Consider the following 16,052-nt stretch of genomic DNA (forward strand, 5'->3'; position numbering starts at 1 on the left):
CATTACCCTCTAATTAAGTGGAACATATCCAATTTCACCAACAATGTACTGACCCTGTGGACCCTCCATCCATTCGAGGAAAGGCTTTAGGTTTTTATTTGGATTGTCTTTTAAAGTGACCGCATAAAGGTTTACTACAAACGGGTACTTCCCGGAGCGGATGTTTTCCTCACTCGGTTCAATCCCGTCAACAGATATCAGTTTAATCTCCTTATTCGGATTCATGCCGGTTGCAAAAAAACGAAACGAATAACCAAGCGAATTTTTATAGTTGCGATAGTTTGCAACTTCCTCTATCAGGTCACCCATCCCCATAATTTCTTCTTTCAAGGGGTTCATTAAAGGCGTATCCCCCATGACCACCTGCATGATTGTTTGCGACCCTGAATCTTCAGGGCGCTGAAAGGCTATAATTTTATCATCATTCCCGCCCGCTTTGCTCCAGTTTGTTATTTTTCCGGAATAAATACCTTTGATTTGATCGGTTGTCAGGTTATTTACAGGATTTTTGCTGTTTACGAAAAAAACGAATGCTTCCTTGCCGATTGGAGTCATTACAAGCTCCTTATCGGACCGCTCGGCCAACTCTTTTTGTGCCTGGGATGGCTGTGCACCAAAGAACACGTCTACTTCTCCATTCACCAGCCGTTCGAACGCATAAATTGTATTCGTAAAGCTGACAATCTCTACTTGCCTTTTTTTATCATAATTTTCATCGCCAATACCTGAATACACTTCATTTGCGAATGCTGAATAAACTGGGAATGCAGCCTCCGCTCCGTCGAGGACGGGCATTTCTTCTTTTTTATCAATTTGGAATGAAGCTGGTTCATCCAGCCTCGGAAGCCTGTTGTCTGGATAATTTACGTAATAGGGTTCCAGGTCAACACTTGAATAGCCATTGCCATATTCAAAGCCGTATGATGGGAGAACTTCCTGGCTCCTTTGCCAGTGCACTATGCCTATCACTGAAAAACATACTATAAAGGCCGTAGTACCAGAAAAGATAGCACCCATCCTCAGGGGGTTATTCCTAAAATAGACCATATAGCTTACCAGGAAAGTGGAATAATAGAGGAATGGCGCCAACAATCCCGCTATATGCTGTCCGGTCAAAAAAGTAATAAAACTGTTTGGTAAAAAAGGAAAGAATCCAAAAACATAGACTCCCCACCAATCAGCCCCTAAAAATCCTTTTGTAATAATCATTAACAAAGCAGCCAGGAATGCTGCCACAAAAGCAGGGATGGCGACCGGTATATACCTGGCAGCCTGCGATATGGATGCTTTATCGTTTTTCGCAAACTGATGCGCTGCAAAAACAGCCCCTGCAATATACAACAAAAGCACAGGGTATCCAATCTCTTCGTTCCGTACCATCATAATTCCAAGTGAACCAAATGAAAGTACCAGTGGTGCAACAATAAAGAACATTACCACCAAAACCGTATTCCTTTTCAATTTTTCCATCCCCCAACCCGTTTATTTAGTGTAATTTTACACTAAAGGTGAAGGGGAGCGCAATACTTTTGGTTAAATTTCCCCACGTAAAAAGAGGGCACTGGGCCCTCTTTTACAACATTATAATTTGTAAACGTTTGTGTATTTTTCTTCCAGATATTCTGTCAAATAGCTGGCATTCAACTCTTCACCAGTAGCGCGGACGATTAGTTCGCTTGGACGAAAGAGTGCACCATATTGATGGATTTTTTCCTTTAGCCAGGCATCCACTGACGTAAAGTCGCCCTTTGAAATAGCCGCTTCAAAATCAGGGACATCCTTTTTAATAGCTTTCATGATTTGGGCAGCATACAGGTTCCCAAGCGAATAGGACGGGAAATATCCGAAACCGCCGAATGACCAATGCACATCCTGCAGAACTCCTTCGCTATCTGATTCTGGAACAACACCAAGATATTCTTCCATCTTCTTATTCCATACTTGAGGAAGATAATGGACTTCAAGTTCCCCGCCAATCAATGCCTTCTCAATTTCGTATCGGACCATAATGTGGAGATTATAGGTCAATTCATCCGCTTCTATCCGGATAAGAGATGGCTTAACAGTATTTACCGCCCGGTAGAAATCCTCTTCCTTTACATCCCCAAGCTGTTCCGGGAACATTTCAACTAGTCTTGGATAGAAATAATTCCAGAACTCCCTGCTTCGGCCCACCATGTTCTCTAAAAACCTTGATTGTGATTCATGAATTCCAAATGAAGTTCCACTGGCAAGAACGGTGTCTTCGAACTTTTTATCAATATTTTGCTCATATTTGCCATGGCCTGCTTCATGGATGGTTCCGAAAAGCGCGCTTAAGACGTTATCTTCAAGATATCTTGTTGTGATTCTGACATCACCTGTATTTATTGCAAGAGCGAATGGGTGTACTGTTTCATCGAGCCTCCCTGCTTCCAAGTCGTACCCTATAATGGGTAGAATATATCGATTGAATTCCTTTTGTTTTTCAATATCGAACCTTTGATCAAAAATATGTGCTGGTGTTTGGTTGGGCGACTCTTTGATCCGATTCAGCAATTCAACACTTGATTGCCTCAAGGCAGAGAACAGTGAGTCAAGTTTTTCGACCGTAAATCCAGGCTCATATTCGTCAAGCAGTGCATCGTATGGATGCTTTTCATATCCATAGATTTCAGCAAATTTCCGTTTGAAGGCAACGATTTGCTCCAGATATGGCGCAAAATGTGCAAAATCATTATTTTCTCTGGCAAACTCCCAAGCGTCATTTGCCTCGGCAGTCAGGATGGAATATTCTTTGAACATCTCCTCAGGTATAGCTTTTGAACGTTGATAAAAGTCATTCCGTTCGCGCACCTGGGCAGTTGTAACCTCGTCCAGTACCATTTGGGCCTTTTCATTGGTCAGCGCTTCCAACAATCGTCCCATTTCTTCTGAAATGGAAAGCTTAAATGCCTCAGTCCTGAGAGTCCCAATCGCTTTTGCGAACCTGGCACGGCCTTTCTTCGGAGCCATGACCTTCTGATCCCAATCAGTCAGGCCGGCAATACTTGAAAAATGAGAAATCTTTTCGTCCAGAGCTTTAAAGTGCTGAATCTTTTCCTGAAGTGAACCACTCGCAACCTTCTGTTCCATATGTATAAAATCCCCCTTTGTGCTCAACCAGCATTCTTTTTGTCTTTTTCATGATGTTGTGGATTAATTAAACCACAACTTACAGTATACTTTCAATTTTCTGTAAATATTTAATATTCTTTAAGAAAGAATTTGATTTCTTAAATTTATGCTGTGTTTAAGGAACATGTTGTTTTTTTTAAAAAGTTGATTGTAGCGGAGGGCGCGAAGACTCGTTCGAAAATGCAAAAACCGCATTTTCTCCTGCGATGTCTTTTCATGGTGGTTATCAACGTCCTACGGGAGAAAAGGTCAGTGGGAGACCCCAACAGGCGCTCGCGCCGAGGAGATAGAAAAGCGAGGCGACTGCCCAGCTGCGACAAGCGCTGGAGGGCCTGAAGCAGAAGTCGCTCTTTGACTTCAAATGAGGGACCGAAGCGACCTCGAGGAGCTAGGAGCCGCAGCTAGACAGGCTCCTAGGCCGCCCGTGGAAAGCGAAGCGCCTGGAGTGGAAATAAACATGTTATTTAACACTGCATAAATTTAAAGGTTGAGGTTTCATAAGATCTATGGAAATTCCTGATTTACGTTACCTATTAGTTAATTTGGGGTAAAAATAAAGGAAATAGAGACAAGGAGGCAAACATCTATGTTCATCGTTTATGTAAGTATAGCTATTTTTCTGGCTGCAATTTGTTATCTTGGGTTTTCAGCATTTAAAACACTGAAAGCATCAAAGCCAGCCATTAACCAATTGAATGAAACGATTGCCAGGATTCAGCGCAAAGTTGATACGATAAAAGTCGAAACTACGTATTTAACTGAAAGCCAGCAGGAGATCAAGGAAGATATCGACTATAAAAAAGAAGCAATTCAATTCACTACCGAGGCCGGTAAAAGGACTCTCAATACCTTTAAGAAACTGGTTAAAATCAAACCGCTGTCAAAAGCATCCCAAAAAAAGAAGTCTAGGGGACCTGCATATTAAAAACCCGCTGCTACTGTCTGGTTTTAAAGAGTAAATTTAGAAATAATGGTCGTTCCATTTAACACAAGAAACTTACAAGGCAATTCGAAAAAATAAGCTAAGAAAAATGCTTGGAGCAGCTCCAAGCATTTTTTTATAACAATTTTTTATTGAGGTATATCAAAACTACATTGAACCAATATTTTTTCTTATAATCCTCATAGGCTTGTTGTACTTTATCTTTGGCTGGGTAAGCTGAAATGATTCTTTTATGAATATCGTTTAGGAGATATAGTCCTCTGAAAATACTGCCTACTATAATACCAAAGGCATGATACCAGCGATTTCTAGAGGACCAATAGTAAATAAAAAGAACCCTAGGATTGCACTTCAAACAATAGATAGGAACAAAGACATCCAGGCACCTCTTTCTATATATACCATACAATTACTATTCCTTCGGATTACCAATGCTCCTTCTTTCATTCATAAAGAAATAGTCCAATCCTGTTGCGAATTGGACTTTTTTATGCAGAGTTATTTGGATTAAGTTCTCTTGGTAAAAATAGAACTCTTTAGCCACGGTTATGGTATTTTTAATTTTAAACACTATGCTATCAATTGCTTTCAAAGTGATAGCAGTTTGATAGTCCTCTGAATTTATCCTTTATTATCAAGCTTTTCGGCAGATTTCATAATTAAATCTGGGAGCCATTGATGAACGTCGGAAAACTCAAATCCTTTTCCCCTCGCTTTTTCATTGCTCATTATCCATGAGGCTCTAACTCCATATGGAGAGTGATTTTCATCGGTTGCTTCCTTTGCAAGGTGGGCCTTTTTTCCAGTGGCCTCTTCAATTAAAGAAATAATTTCTTTCATTTTTACCGTTCCATTGGAACTCCCATTAATTGGACCAGTAACATCGGAGGTACCAGCCCAGGCGATAAAACGGCCTACTTCTTTTGACAGGATATAATCCATTTCGGCTTCAATATCCGGGAAAAAGATATCTTCTCCTGCAAGAACCTTTTTAATATGAAAATCAAGCCTGCCAGTATAATCCTCCGGTCCCATAACAATTGGTATTCTAACTGCGGCCACATCGAACGGTGCCTTCTGAAAGAACACTGCCTCTGCTTGCCGCTTTCCTTCCCCATATGCAAGGTCATTATTGCTGTCCAAGGTAAAGTTATATGTATATGGGTCAAAGTCAGATTCCACATAAGATGGCTTAGAATCCAGGCTGTCATATACAGACTTAGTCGAAGTGAAAACATACTTTTTAGTTTTCTCTCCGAAAACCTCTATTGCTAGAAGAGCATCATTAGGTGTGTAGCAAATTTGATCGAATACTATATCCCATTTTGTATTTTTAAAAGCACGCTTGACGCTTTCTGGTTTTGTACGGTCAACAACGATCAAATTTACTTTTTTAGAAAAGCGCGGTGTTGTGTTTCCCCTAGTCGCCACTGTAACTTCAAAATCATTCTCCAGCAATGACTCCACTAAATGCACGCCAAAAAACCGCGTTCCTCCTAATACTAATGCCTTTTTCATTTATAAATCCTCCTTCCCCATCTTATCTATATTATAAAAGACGCGAATTAATTTAGGTAATTTGAAATGATAAGATATCTCTATAAAGCTTTAAGCTCTGTCTTTAGTTGTTACTGACTGGGCGATCCGTTTTCCTTTCTTATATAAAAACCAGCCAATCCCAAGCATCAGAATCGCAATGCCATCAAAACTTAAATCATAAATAACCGAGTATGGGCTATATGGCCTTACGTGGTGAATACGAAGCAAATGATGATTTACAATTCCTTCAACCAGGTTAAAACCTCCGGCACCTAACAAAAAACTGCCCCAAAATGTATATAGGCTTCCCTTTCTCCCTGATGTATTATCCTGCCACATTAATACACCGGCAATTAAGATGACAACCGTAACAAATAAATGAAATAGTCCATCACTGAAAATCTGGCCTTCACGGTTTGTATGCATATATATACTGTGCCATTGCAAGAGCTGGTGGAGAATAATTCCATCCAGCATCCCGATAATCCCAATTCCAAATAGAAACGGTCCCCAAAATGATTTCAATGGAGCTGCCCCCTTCCTTTTTCATACAGCCATTATTGCCGGATTACCAACTGCATAAACCCAAATAAAACTGGGTATCACGGTCCAATCTGACCAACATTTCCCAACTATCTTTGGTACAATTTCCCGTTTTTTGTCTCTTCATAAGGGTAATAGATTCTTGTGCACAGGATAGCAATCCCGGTGCTTTACCATTGAAAGGAGGAATAATATGTTTTATCACATTAAAGAACTCCAGTTTGAGGCAAAACCGGACAGGCCGGATCCGTTATTCGCAAAAAAGGTTCAGGAACTCATAGGCGGTCAATTCGGGGAAATGACTGTTGCCATGCAGTACCTTTTCCAGGGCTGGAGTACTCGCGGAAATGAGAAGTACAAAGACCTCCTTCTCGATATTGGGACCGAGGAAATCGGCCACGTAGAAATGCTGGCAACTCTTGTAGCCAGACTCCTTGATAAAGCTCCTGTATCCGAACAGGAGGAAGCAGCTAAAGACCCATTGATTGGTGCCATCATGGGCGGAATGAATCCGCAGCATGTCATTGTATCAGGGCTTGGTGCACGACCTAGTGATAGTGTCGGCAATCCATGGATGGGAAGTTACATTACATCAAGTGGAAACCTTCTAGCCGATTTCCGTTCAAACCTTCATGCAGAATCTCAAGGCCGGCTTCAGGCAGTAAGATTGTATGAAATGACTGATGACCGAGGTGTAAAGGATCTCTTGTCTGTATTAATTGCCCGAGATGCCTATCACCAAAATCAATGGATGGCAGCTATTGCTGAGCTTGAGGAGATTGAAGGCAAATTGACACCAAGTACATTCCCACGCGAGAAGGAGCGGCTTGATGTCGCCTACAATCTTTATAACTTCTCTGCTGGCGAGCAAAGTGCCACAGGGCGCTGGGCCGAGGGGCCAAGTCTGGACGGCCAGGGCGAGTATCAGTATGTGAGTGAGCCAAAGCCGGAAGGAACGAAACCGGAGCTAGCTCCTGCCCCGCCAAATGTCCATAACACCCTTCCTCTTGATATGGAACAAAGCAAACTTCATAAAGAATAATAGAATAGGCTCCCGTCAAAAATGACGGAAGCCTTTATTGTGTTTAAAAAAATTCCAATTCCTTTAATGCTTGCTCCAGATTGCTATGAATTGCGATATTTTCAAGATTGATTCCGAGGTTTACGAAGGTCTTACTGATTTCTCCCCTCATCCCAGTAATGACCGGTTTGACACCCAGCAAGTTTAGGGACCGGAGCAATTTGAATAACACTTCGATTCCAATCAGGTCTACCTCCACTACTCCGGATAAATCGATAACCAATGTTTCCAGTCTTTTATTAACACATGTATCCAGGGTGTCAACGATCAGGGTTTCTGAGCGCATTTCATTTATTTCACCAATCAGCGGCAGGACAGCCAGCTTTTGTGTAATAGGAACAATGGGTACCGAAATTTTTAGATAAAGATCCCGGGACTCTTTTAATAATTTTTCCGCATTGCTTGTAAAAGCAGTACTAAAGCCATGAACCATCATATTAAAAATATGGTCTATCTCACTGATTACATGGAGCATGTCGTCAGGTTCAGCGTTAATCTTCTTGCCTTCCTCAAAAATAAACGACCATATTACATTTTTATAAACCGTAGCGCCTTTAATGGTGTTGCCCAGGTCACCATTATTTTCAACAGAATAAAAGCCAATCCCTTCTCCCCATTTAAACGCCTGCTCCTTTACATCTTCATCTTTCAGCCCTTCGGAAACCATCCTGACTAAATCATAGAAGTATCGTGTGGTACGTTCTTTTGCTTCCTCATTTACAAATTCATAATTATAGAATTGGGACATTTCTTTCATTAATATTTCGGTGAGCAACTCACTATTCTCTTCGATTTTATCGCTAAAATGCTGTTTAAGCTCACTTAGTTTCATAGGCATTTTTTCGCTCCTACTATTGTTGATTTTAAATTCACAGTATCATGAATTGCCTGCAATGAAAAATTTGAAGCTATTGGTAAAAATGAATATTTTTATAAATTTCTGCCAATAACTGTTTATATCAATGATACTGGGAGAACTATATGGATGCAATAGTATTTATTAATGAAGATTGCTTGATTGGCTCAGCCCAACAGAAGCAATTACTTTATAATTTCCTAAGGGTAAAAGGTCTTAAGACAGTTAAATTAAACCCCTTTCAGCTATATACCCATTATACGAATTTCCATGCCCTTCTCTTCGACCTTAGGCAACATTCAAGACATGTCAATATGCTCATAATCTATTCAAATGAGTGTGCTGAAGATTTTATAAAAACCTATCCTGCTAGATGGCTGCTAATTAAAAGCTTTTTCAAGGAGGTTGTTTTTCTGCAAGATGTATACATCCCTTCTAACCACGACAACCTGGGATAGCATGTTTGACAGTATTTCCTTTTGGATAAAAGAGGAGGGATACACAAATGCTAGGAGGGATTTCATATGGAAAAGGACCATGCAATGCACAAAGATGGCGATTTTGATGCCTCAAAAGTAGATGAAGTTGTTGACCGAATCGATCAGGATCAAATGTATGATAAACTTCAAGATTTTAACGAATTTAAAAACTATCTTGGCAAACGTGTAGAACTTGGCAAGCGGCTCGGGATGGATGAGGAGCAGTTAGCCGTTGGAGCCCAAAAGGTCGCAAATTATCTTGCCGATAATGCCCAGCCGCAAAACCGTGAAGAAGCACTGTTATTGGAGCTTTGGAACGCCGGGAATGAAGAAGAACGCCATATGCTTGCACATATGCTTGTAAAATGGGCGGGTAGTGAATAAATAAACACCGGCGAAATTTCGCCGGTGTTTCAATTTTAATAAGTTTGGGTATGGAAAACTATCAGATTTATGTTCTTTTTTTACAAAGCAGTCCTTGCACCCAAATAACGAGGCTTCCAATAGGAGTTAGACATATCAGTAATCATTACACCTGAAGAAGAAGCGTGAATGAATTTATTATTTCCCAGATAAATACCAGCATGGGAAGGACCAGCCTTATAGGTTGTGTAGAAAACGAGATCCCCCACTTTTAAAGAAGAGACTGGTTTTGTTGCATCCCAGATAGTTGCAACTGTACGCGGAATTGTAACGCCAACCTTTGCGAAAACATATTTCAGATAGCCGCTGCAGTCAAATCCAGCAGGAGTATTTCCGCCCCAAAGATATGGTGAGCCAAGATGTTTTTTCGCTTCCGCGATTAAAGCATCAACAGTGGATGAAGTTTGTACAGTTGCTGTTCTAACTGGAGTATATGATGCTGTTCCAGAAACCTTCAAAGTTTGCCCAACATAAATGGTATCACTTGAAAGGTTGTTGAGAGATTTAATTGCGGATACAGTCGTTTTAAAATCTACCGCGATCTCTGACAATGTATCGCCTGATTTTACTGTATACGTTGATGTTGATGTTGATGTTGATGTTGAAGTGCTTGTAACTGTCGGTGCTGAAGCAACTGAGGCTGTACCTTCAACTTTTAATACCTGGCCAACATAGATTGTGTCACCGGATAGGCCATTTAGAGATTTTAACTTGCTGACAGTTGTGTTATAGTCTCTCGAAATTTCCCATAATGTATCACCAGATTTAACTGTATAAGTAGCTGAAGAGGCTTTTACAGTTGAAGTAGTTGATTCGGGGGCTGATACTTTAAGTGATTGATTTACATAGATTGTGTCACCCGATAGTGAATTCCACTGTTTTAATTGAGAGATTGTCAGATTATAATTTTTCGAGATTTTCCAAAGGCTGTCCCCAGATTTCACTTTATATATTTCAGAAGCGCTAGCTTGTCCACTAAATGTACTAAAAAGAATTCCTGCTGCAATGGCTGAAGTTGTAAGTTGTTTTTTCATGGTGTCATCTCCTAAATTTGTTTGTATTTCCATCTTAAAGGAAGTTTAAACCCAAATAACACCTCTAAATTTTGGACAGATAGGTAAAATTGTCCTCTACAGGAAAAGATATCCCCTTATTTTACATGGAAGAATTTCCTCAAATCCCCATTAAAACTGGATTTCCCTGCTAATTCCATTCTTCTTATGAAATATTTCTGTAACCAAAATGTAATATATTAATATTCTATTCTGCTATACTGTTTTATTTTTTGGCACAGTAATGTAGAAATATCGTAACAATCCGGTTCCTTTTTCCTCGTTTTTAACTTTTATAATTAACGTATAGAACATCATGTTTATGTTGGTTACTAGAACAGATGCATGACTAAAATTCAGAGAAGCATGGTGATGATAATGCAAGGTATGGGACATCCACAAAAAATGGGGCATCCAGGCGGCCACCCACATAGAATGGGACACCCAGGCGGACATCCGCATGGGAATATGGGTCTGGGACCGAAAATGGACTATAATGAAAACCCATTTATCGTAATCTGGGAAGTTACAAGGGCTTGCCAGCTGAAATGCGTGCATTGCCGCGCTGATGCTCAATTAACGAAGGATCCACGTGAACTGAATCATGAAGAAGGAATTAATCTTATTGACCAGATTTATGACATGGGCAACCCTATGCTCGTTTTCAGCGGCGGGGATTGTATGATGCGCGAGGATTTGATGGAGCTTGCTGATTACGCTGTCAAAAAAGGTATGCGAGTTTCAATGGTACCAAGTGCTACTGACAATGTTACAAAGGAAAAAATGAAACAGGCAAAAGATGTAGGACTTTCACGCTGGGGCTTTAGCCTTGATGCGCCAAACGCTGAAATTCATGATGCTTTCAGGGGAGTTCCTGGATCATTCGATATGACGATTGAAAAAATTAAATACTTGAACGAGCTTGAAATGCCATTACAAATCAATACAGTTATTTCCCGTTATAATTATGACCATCTAGAAGAAATGTCAAAGCTTGTCGCTGAATTGGGCGCAGTTATGTGGTACATCTTCCTTCTGGTGCCAACAGGACGCGGCCAGGAAGACAAGTGTATTACTCCTGCTGAGCATGAAAAAGTGTTCCGCTGGCTGTATCAGCTTAGTAAAACTGCTCCATATGATATTAAAACGACCGCAGCCCAGCATTACCGCAGGGTTGTTCTTCAGGAAAAAGCCCGTGATCATGTAATTGACCGCGGAGAAATTCGCTATGAAGATACAATGACCATGGACCAGGAAGGCATCATCGACGGCCTGAAGCGTGCCCCTCAAGGCGTAAATGATGGAAATGGCTTTATTTTCGTCGACCATATTGGGGATGTACTGCCAAGCGGACTTCTTCCAATTGTGGTTGGAAACGTCCGTGAGCAGCCGCTTGCAACTATTTATCGAGAATCCGATGTATTGAAAAACCTTCGCCAGCCTGATAAATACAAAGGCAAATGCGGGGTTTGTGAATTCAATAAAATTTGCGGCGGCTCCCGCTCGAGGACATATGCAGTCACAGGTGACTATATGGAAAGCGAACCATATTGCGTATACATTCCAAAAGCAATGCGCGGCAAAGAAGCAGTAACAGTTTAAATGATCACCATGAGAAAGACAGCCTCCAAAAATAGGCTGTCTTTTTTCATTATGGATAGGGCTATTTTGGTTTGACAAATCCTTCTTGGACCTTGTGTGTTCGGTGTATTTGTACTCTATTTTTGGGCCTCGGTTTGGGCACTGATAGAGCTTCTCTGTTACCTTTTGGGACTCGGACACCTCGGTTTGGGCACAGAGAACCCCTCTCTATTACTGAAAAAGCATCAGGTCATCGTTTTAGGTTAATTACCCTCAGAGCAGAGGCACTATTTTTTCAGAAAAGTCACGATAGTCATCAAGGTAAAAGTCCGCTTTAGCATCCCTATTCTGAAAAGAAAGTGTCCGGATACCAAGAATGCGCGCTGGTTCAAGGTCAAGCGCCCTATCACCAATTGCTAGATCAATCTGATATTTGTTATGAAGATATCGGTATGCGGCAGGATCCGGCTTCCTCGGAAAACCATCTTCTTGTCCGACAATTTCCGTAAAGTGGCCGCTCAGTCCGTGATACTCCAGGACTTTGTCGACATCCTCTTTTTCCTTATGAGTCATGATGACGTTTATTTCTGCCTTCTTTAAGACCTCTTTCACTCCAGGAAAGGGCTTGAATTTATCTATGCCAATCAGCCTGACTTCCCTTCTCATTCGGGTGCTCTCCTCATTTGACAGTTCAAAATGTGAAAAGGCATGACCAAACGAAACCTTAAGCTGGGCAAACGCCTCCTCCTCTGAAATACGATTTCCGGTAATTTCACTAAACAATTTTGAATAAGAAGGATATGTATCAAATATTGTTCCATCAAAATCCCATAAAAAATTCATTGAATTTCCTCTCCTATTAGACAGTTTCCTTTTTCCTGTTAAATATCCCGATTTATGGGTATATAAATACTAAAACAGCAAAGATGGAGGTAGCCTATGCTTAAAATTGGAAAAGCAGGCATTGCCGCACTATTCCTTATTTTTGGTGTTGCTGGCTGCGGTAATGCCGAAGATCCAGCCCCGCCTGTAGTCGATGAAGAAGGCAACAAGCAAAGTGATCGTCCGACTAATAATTCAGGTGAAAATAGCCCTTACACAGATCCGGAAAAACAGGATCGGGAAGAATTTGAAGAATAAGCCATTCAAGGGGTGAAGTAATGAATAAAGACGAGAAACACTTAACAGACAGCGACCGCCTTGATGATGAGCAAATTGCCGAAAACATGACAGACTTGGTCAGCATTATCAACGCCAAAGGTGATACCAAGAAAATTGAAAAAATCATAGCAGAAAACAAAAGCAGCTCTGATGAGAAGACGAAAGATGGCTAATAAGTGTAGCCACAAAAAATCCCGTACCTTGCTTAAGAGGAACGGGATTTTTTGATTTTTAATAAGCCTTTGCCCAGACTACCAGGTGTTCAGCCTTGTCACCGCAGCAAACACAGTTTTCAGAGACCTTTTCTTGTTCGAACGGCATGCACCTTGATGTAGCTCCTGTTTCTTCCTTGATTTTGTCCTCGCACTCCTGCTTTCCACACCACATTGCCTTAATCATGCCTGGATTGTCTTCAAGACGTGCTTTAAATTCTTCCATGGCTGTTGCAGTAGATGTTTTCTTTTCGAGCAAGTCCTTCGCCCTTATATACAGGTTGCTCTGAATTTCATCAAGCAGTGATGTAAGCTTTTCTTCCAGACCTTCAAGCGGAGTAACAATTTTTTCACCAGTATCCCTTCTAACGAGGACAACCTGATCTTTTTCAATATCACGGGGACCTGCTTCCAGCCGGATAGGAACACCCTTCATTTCATATTCATTGAACTTCCAGCCAGGTTGTTTATCACTCGCATCAATACCAACCCTGAAAGCGGCAGATAATTTATCCTTAAGAGTGTAGGCAAAGTCCAATACACCCTCCTTATGTTGAGCAATTGGCACGATCATAATTTGGGTTGGCGCTGCCTTTGGCGGGATAACAAGCCCCCTGTCATCACCATGAACCATGATTAACGCACCAATTACCCTGGTTGTGAAGCCCCAAGACGTCTGATGGACATGCTGCAGCTTCCCATCCCTATCTAAAAATTGAATGCCAAAAGCCTTCGCAAAACCATTCCCTAGATGATGGGATGTCGCTGATTGAAGAGCCTTGCCATCATGCATAAGGCTTTCTACAGTATATGTGAATTTAGCACCAGCAAACTTTTCCTTCTCGGTCTTTTGGCCTTTTATAACTGGAATTGCCAGGATATTTTCAAGTACATCCGCATACACATCAAGCATCTTCTTTGTTTCTTCATGCGCATCCTCATCGGTTTCGTGGGCAGTGTGCCCCTCCTGCCATAGGAACTCCAGTGTACGCAAGAACGGTCGAGTTGTTTTTTCCCACCTTACCACGTTAGCCCACTGATTATATAGCTTAGGCAAATCCCTATAGGAATGAATGATATTTTTATAATGCTCGCAAAAAAGAACTTCGGAAGTCGGCCTGACAACAAGGCGTTCAGCCAATTGTTCAGAACCTCCGTGTGTCACCCAGGCAACCTCAGGAGCAAAACCCTCGACATGGTCCTTTTCTTTTTGAAGCAGGCTCTCAGGAATAAAAAGCGGCATATATACATTCTCATGTCCGGTAGCTTTTATGCGTGCATCAAGTGCATCCCGGATGTTTTCCCATAGGGCATAGCCGTATGGGCGAATAATCATCGATCCTCTGACTGATGAATAATCAATCAAGTCCGCTTTTGTGACAACATCGGTATACCATTGCGCAAAATCGACATCCATTGCAGTGATACTTTTTACAAATTCCTTTTTCATGTTTTATCTCTCCTTTTTAAGTGGCTGCGTCCGTTTCCGAATCCATACAAAAAAGGCCATAATCCCTAAAAAAAGGGACCATGGCCTGGCGGTACCACCCTATTTCGCAAGGAAATCCCTGCGCACTTATCGTATAACGGAACATTCCGCCGTATCTTCGCTAATATGCCCGATACAGAACTCCGGGGCAGGTTCAAATGTGCAGCCTGGAAACCTCTCAGCAATCGGCTTCCTCTCTGGAAAGGCGCAAATCCATTTTACTATTCCCCATCATAGTTTCTTATGTTAATTTTACAAAATTATATAAAATCCGGATATGCAAAGTCAACTTTCTTGCCGTCTTTCCTTTTTAAAAAATTCCTTTGGCAGTCACTAAATCCGTTTATACTCAAAACTCATGGGAAAATAATTAAATGAGTTTCGAATTTAATTTTAACAGTACTTTAATTATTTCTAACATTTTTAAAATTAATTCAGCGGTTTTAAAAATAATTCTTAAACAGCGGAATATTCAGCAAACATGAAGCCAAGAATCAAATTTTTCACTAACTTATAATCTTTGTTATGATGTTATAAAAGCATGTAGGAGAATTACTTACTTATGATACGGACAATTTCCTTTGGAGAAAACGGCATTTTACAAGAAAATGCTCCAATAGAAGCTTTATTAAATAAGAAATCTTGGTACTGGATAGATTTTAATAACCCAACGGACGATGAAGTAACCAGGCTTGCCAGCCCGCTTAATTTCCATCCCCTTGCAATTGAGGACTGCCTGCACAGAAAGCAGCGACCGAAGCTGGATTATTATGAGGGCTACACTTTTTTCGTCGCCCATTCGATTAACCAGGAAACTCTTGAAAAAGAGGAAGTCAACATCTTCCTTGGTGAAAAATATATTGTCACCTTTCATAAGCATCCCTCCCCGGAAATTAGCGAGATATGGCGGAGGGTTCTTACATCAAAAAACCAGGATACCTATAGCCCGTCCCTCGTTCTTTATCACATTCTGGATCAATTGGTTGATAATTACTTTCCGCCCCTTTACAGGATAGAAGATCATTTGAATGATATGGATGAGGCTTATACAGGAGGTTCTACAGAAGACTTGTTAAAGGAAGTTTTTGATATCCGGAAAGACTTGCTGGTACTGCGTCATACTGTTGCTCCGACAAGGGACTTGGTATACAGGATGCTCAACTCTCAAAAGCTTACCGAGCTTCAGCTCAAGTCTGCCTATTTCTCTGATATTCATGACCACCTGCTGAAACTGACGGATTTAGTTGACTCAAATCGGGAATTGACAAAAGATATTAGGGATAGCGTGCTGTCGATGAATTCACATGAAACTAACCGGGTGATGAAGGTTTTAACCGTGATCACAACGATTTTCATGCCACTGACTTTTATTGCCGGTATTTATGGTATGAATTTCGAGTATATGCCTGAAACTGCCTGGAAGTATGGTTATTTTGCATCTTTAGGGGTTATGGGTTTGATCGCCTTATCCATGTTCCTGTTTTTCTGGAGGAAGGGCTGGTTTAAGTAGCCCAATCCCCCCTTTAACTATCCACGG

The 16,052-nt window shown here is 41.1% G+C and carries 16 protein-coding genes and 1 other annotated feature; of the genes, 8 read left to right on the plus strand and 8 right to left on the minus strand.

The window, feature by feature from the left end; all coding sequences use genetic code 11:
• Positions 1-9: 9 nt before the first annotated feature.
• Positions 10-1,461, minus strand: a complete 1,452-nt coding sequence (locus tag AM500_RS14125; RefSeq protein ID WP_231688003.1) for a PstS family phosphate ABC transporter substrate-binding protein — start codon at positions 1,459-1,461, stop codon at positions 10-12.
• 120 nt (positions 1,462-1,581) lie between these two features.
• The gene (locus AM500_RS14130) at positions 1,582-3,114 is read right to left on the minus strand and encodes a carboxypeptidase M32 (protein ID WP_053599793.1); all 1,533 of its coding nucleotides are present in this window, start codon (positions 3,112-3,114) and stop codon (positions 1,582-1,584) included.
• 628 nt (positions 3,115-3,742) lie between these two features.
• Between AM500_RS14130 and AM500_RS14135 the strand changes: the two genes are divergently transcribed.
• Entirely contained in the window at positions 3,743-4,081 is a 339-nt protein-coding gene (locus tag AM500_RS14135; protein ID WP_053599794.1) for a DUF948 domain-containing protein, read from the plus strand.
• 639 nt (positions 4,082-4,720) lie between these two features.
• Here AM500_RS14135 and AM500_RS14145 read toward each other — a convergent pair.
• A complete protein-coding gene (locus tag AM500_RS14145) occupies positions 4,721-5,617 on the minus strand; it encodes an NAD-dependent epimerase/dehydratase family protein (protein ID WP_053599796.1) in 897 nt (298 codons plus the stop codon).
• Positions 5,618-5,707: 90 nt separating this feature from the next.
• Complete coding sequence (locus AM500_RS14150; protein WP_442854012.1) at positions 5,708-6,115, minus strand: DUF2243 domain-containing protein; 408 nt, start codon at positions 6,113-6,115, stop codon at positions 5,708-5,710.
• Between the two features lie 259 nt (positions 6,116-6,374).
• Here AM500_RS14150 and AM500_RS14155 point away from each other — a divergent pair, with 259 nt between their 5' ends.
• A complete protein-coding gene (locus AM500_RS14155) occupies positions 6,375-7,223 on the plus strand; it encodes a manganese catalase (protein ID WP_053599798.1) in 849 nt (282 codons plus the stop codon).
• A gap of 43 nt (positions 7,224-7,266) precedes the next feature.
• Here the strand turns inward: AM500_RS14155 and AM500_RS14160 are convergent, their stop codons facing one another.
• Positions 7,267-8,100 carry an STAS domain-containing protein gene (locus AM500_RS14160; protein ID WP_053599799.1) on the minus strand — a complete coding sequence of 278 codons (834 nt, stop codon included), beginning with the start codon at positions 8,098-8,100 and terminating at the stop codon, positions 7,267-7,269.
• Positions 8,101-8,243: 143 nt separating this feature from the next.
• Between AM500_RS14160 and AM500_RS14165 the strand changes: the two genes are divergently transcribed.
• Positions 8,244-8,576: a hypothetical protein gene (locus tag AM500_RS14165; RefSeq protein ID WP_053599800.1), complete on the plus strand. Its 333-nt coding sequence runs from the start codon at positions 8,244-8,246 to the stop codon at positions 8,574-8,576.
• A gap of 66 nt (positions 8,577-8,642) precedes the next feature.
• The gene (locus AM500_RS14170) at positions 8,643-8,981 is read left to right on the plus strand and encodes a DUF3243 domain-containing protein (protein ID WP_053599801.1); all 339 of its coding nucleotides are present in this window, start codon (positions 8,643-8,645) and stop codon (positions 8,979-8,981) included.
• A gap of 80 nt (positions 8,982-9,061) precedes the next feature.
• Here AM500_RS14170 and AM500_RS14175 read toward each other — a convergent pair whose 3' ends face one another.
• Entirely contained in the window at positions 9,062-10,054 is a 993-nt protein-coding gene (locus AM500_RS14175; protein ID WP_053599802.1) for a C40 family peptidase, read from the minus strand.
• Between the two features lie 453 nt (positions 10,055-10,507).
• Between AM500_RS14175 and AM500_RS14180 the strand changes: the two genes are divergently transcribed.
• Positions 10,508-11,674: a TIGR04053 family radical SAM/SPASM domain-containing protein gene (locus tag AM500_RS14180; RefSeq protein ID WP_156319930.1), complete on the plus strand. Its 1,167-nt coding sequence runs from the start codon at positions 10,508-10,510 to the stop codon at positions 11,672-11,674.
• A 252-nt stretch (positions 11,675-11,926) separates the two neighbouring features.
• Here the strand turns inward: AM500_RS14180 and AM500_RS14185 are convergent, their stop codons facing one another.
• A complete protein-coding gene (locus AM500_RS14185; RefSeq protein WP_053599804.1) occupies positions 11,927-12,496 on the minus strand; it encodes an HAD-IA family hydrolase in 570 nt (189 codons plus the stop codon).
• Between the two features lie 96 nt (positions 12,497-12,592).
• On the opposite strand from AM500_RS14185, the gene AM500_RS14190 reads away from it, so the two are divergent.
• Both AM500_RS14190 and AM500_RS25535 read left to right on the plus strand, forming a co-directional pair.
• Positions 12,593-12,793, plus strand: a complete 201-nt coding sequence (locus AM500_RS14190) for a hypothetical protein (protein ID WP_053599805.1) — start codon at positions 12,593-12,595, stop codon at positions 12,791-12,793.
• 20 nt (positions 12,794-12,813) lie between these two features.
• The gene (locus AM500_RS25535) at positions 12,814-12,987 is read left to right on the plus strand and encodes a hypothetical protein (protein ID WP_156319821.1); all 174 of its coding nucleotides are present in this window, start codon (positions 12,814-12,816) and stop codon (positions 12,985-12,987) included.
• A 58-nt stretch (positions 12,988-13,045) separates the two neighbouring features.
• On the opposite strand, the gene proS is transcribed toward AM500_RS25535, so the two are convergent.
• A complete protein-coding gene (gene proS, locus AM500_RS14195; RefSeq protein ID WP_053599806.1) occupies positions 13,046-14,476 on the minus strand; it encodes a proline--tRNA ligase in 1,431 nt (476 codons plus the stop codon).
• Positions 14,477-14,546: 70 nt separating this feature from the next.
• Positions 14,547-14,759 (minus strand) — a binding site (T-box leader).
• 318 nt (positions 14,760-15,077) lie between these two features.
• Here proS and corA point away from each other — a divergent pair.
• Positions 15,078-16,025, plus strand: coding sequence for a magnesium/cobalt transporter CorA (gene corA, locus AM500_RS14200; protein ID WP_053599807.1), 948 nt, complete (start codon positions 15,078-15,080; stop codon positions 16,023-16,025).
• Positions 16,026-16,052 lie beyond the last annotated feature (27 nt).

Source organism: Bacillus sp. FJAT-18017, from assembly GCF_001278805.1.
Lineage (GTDB): Bacteria > Bacillota > Bacilli > Bacillales > Cytobacillaceae > Bacillus_D.

Excerpts from the sequence above, each read along its gene's own strand:
- AM500_RS14130 (WP_053599793.1), bottom strand. The coding sequence starts at position 3,114 with ATGGAACAGAAGGTTGCGAGTGGTTCACTTCAGGAAAAGATTCAGCAC.
- AM500_RS14135 (WP_053599794.1), top strand. The coding sequence starts at position 3,743 with ATGTTCATCGTTTATGTAAGTATAGCTATTTTTCTGGCTGCAATTTGT.
- AM500_RS14145 (WP_053599796.1), bottom strand. The coding sequence starts at position 5,617 with ATGAAAAAGGCATTAGTATTAGGAGGAACGCGGTTTTTTGGCGTGCAT.
- AM500_RS14150 (WP_442854012.1), bottom strand. The coding sequence starts at position 6,115 with ATGCTGGATGGAATTATTCTCCACCAGCTCTTGCAATGGCACAGTATA.
- AM500_RS14155 (WP_053599798.1), top strand. The coding sequence starts at position 6,375 with ATGTTTTATCACATTAAAGAACTCCAGTTTGAGGCAAAACCGGACAGG.
- AM500_RS14160 (WP_053599799.1), bottom strand. The coding sequence starts at position 8,100 with ATGCCTATGAAACTAAGTGAGCTTAAACAGCATTTTAGCGATAAAATC.
- AM500_RS14165 (WP_053599800.1), top strand. The coding sequence starts at position 8,244 with ATGGATGCAATAGTATTTATTAATGAAGATTGCTTGATTGGCTCAGCC.
- AM500_RS14170 (WP_053599801.1), top strand. The coding sequence starts at position 8,643 with ATGGAAAAGGACCATGCAATGCACAAAGATGGCGATTTTGATGCCTCA.
- AM500_RS14175 (WP_053599802.1), bottom strand. The coding sequence starts at position 10,054 with ATGAAAAAACAACTTACAACTTCAGCCATTGCAGCAGGAATTCTTTTT.
- AM500_RS14180 (WP_156319930.1), top strand. The coding sequence starts at position 10,508 with ATGGGACACCCAGGCGGACATCCGCATGGGAATATGGGTCTGGGACCG.
- AM500_RS14185 (WP_053599804.1), bottom strand. The coding sequence starts at position 12,496 with ATGAATTTTTTATGGGATTTTGATGGAACAATATTTGATACATATCCT.
- AM500_RS14190 (WP_053599805.1), top strand. The coding sequence starts at position 12,593 with ATGCTTAAAATTGGAAAAGCAGGCATTGCCGCACTATTCCTTATTTTT.
- AM500_RS25535 (WP_156319821.1), top strand. The coding sequence starts at position 12,814 with ATGAATAAAGACGAGAAACACTTAACAGACAGCGACCGCCTTGATGAT.
- proS (WP_053599806.1), bottom strand. The coding sequence starts at position 14,476 with ATGAAAAAGGAATTTGTAAAAAGTATCACTGCAATGGATGTCGATTTT.
- corA (WP_053599807.1), top strand. The coding sequence starts at position 15,078 with ATGATACGGACAATTTCCTTTGGAGAAAACGGCATTTTACAAGAAAAT.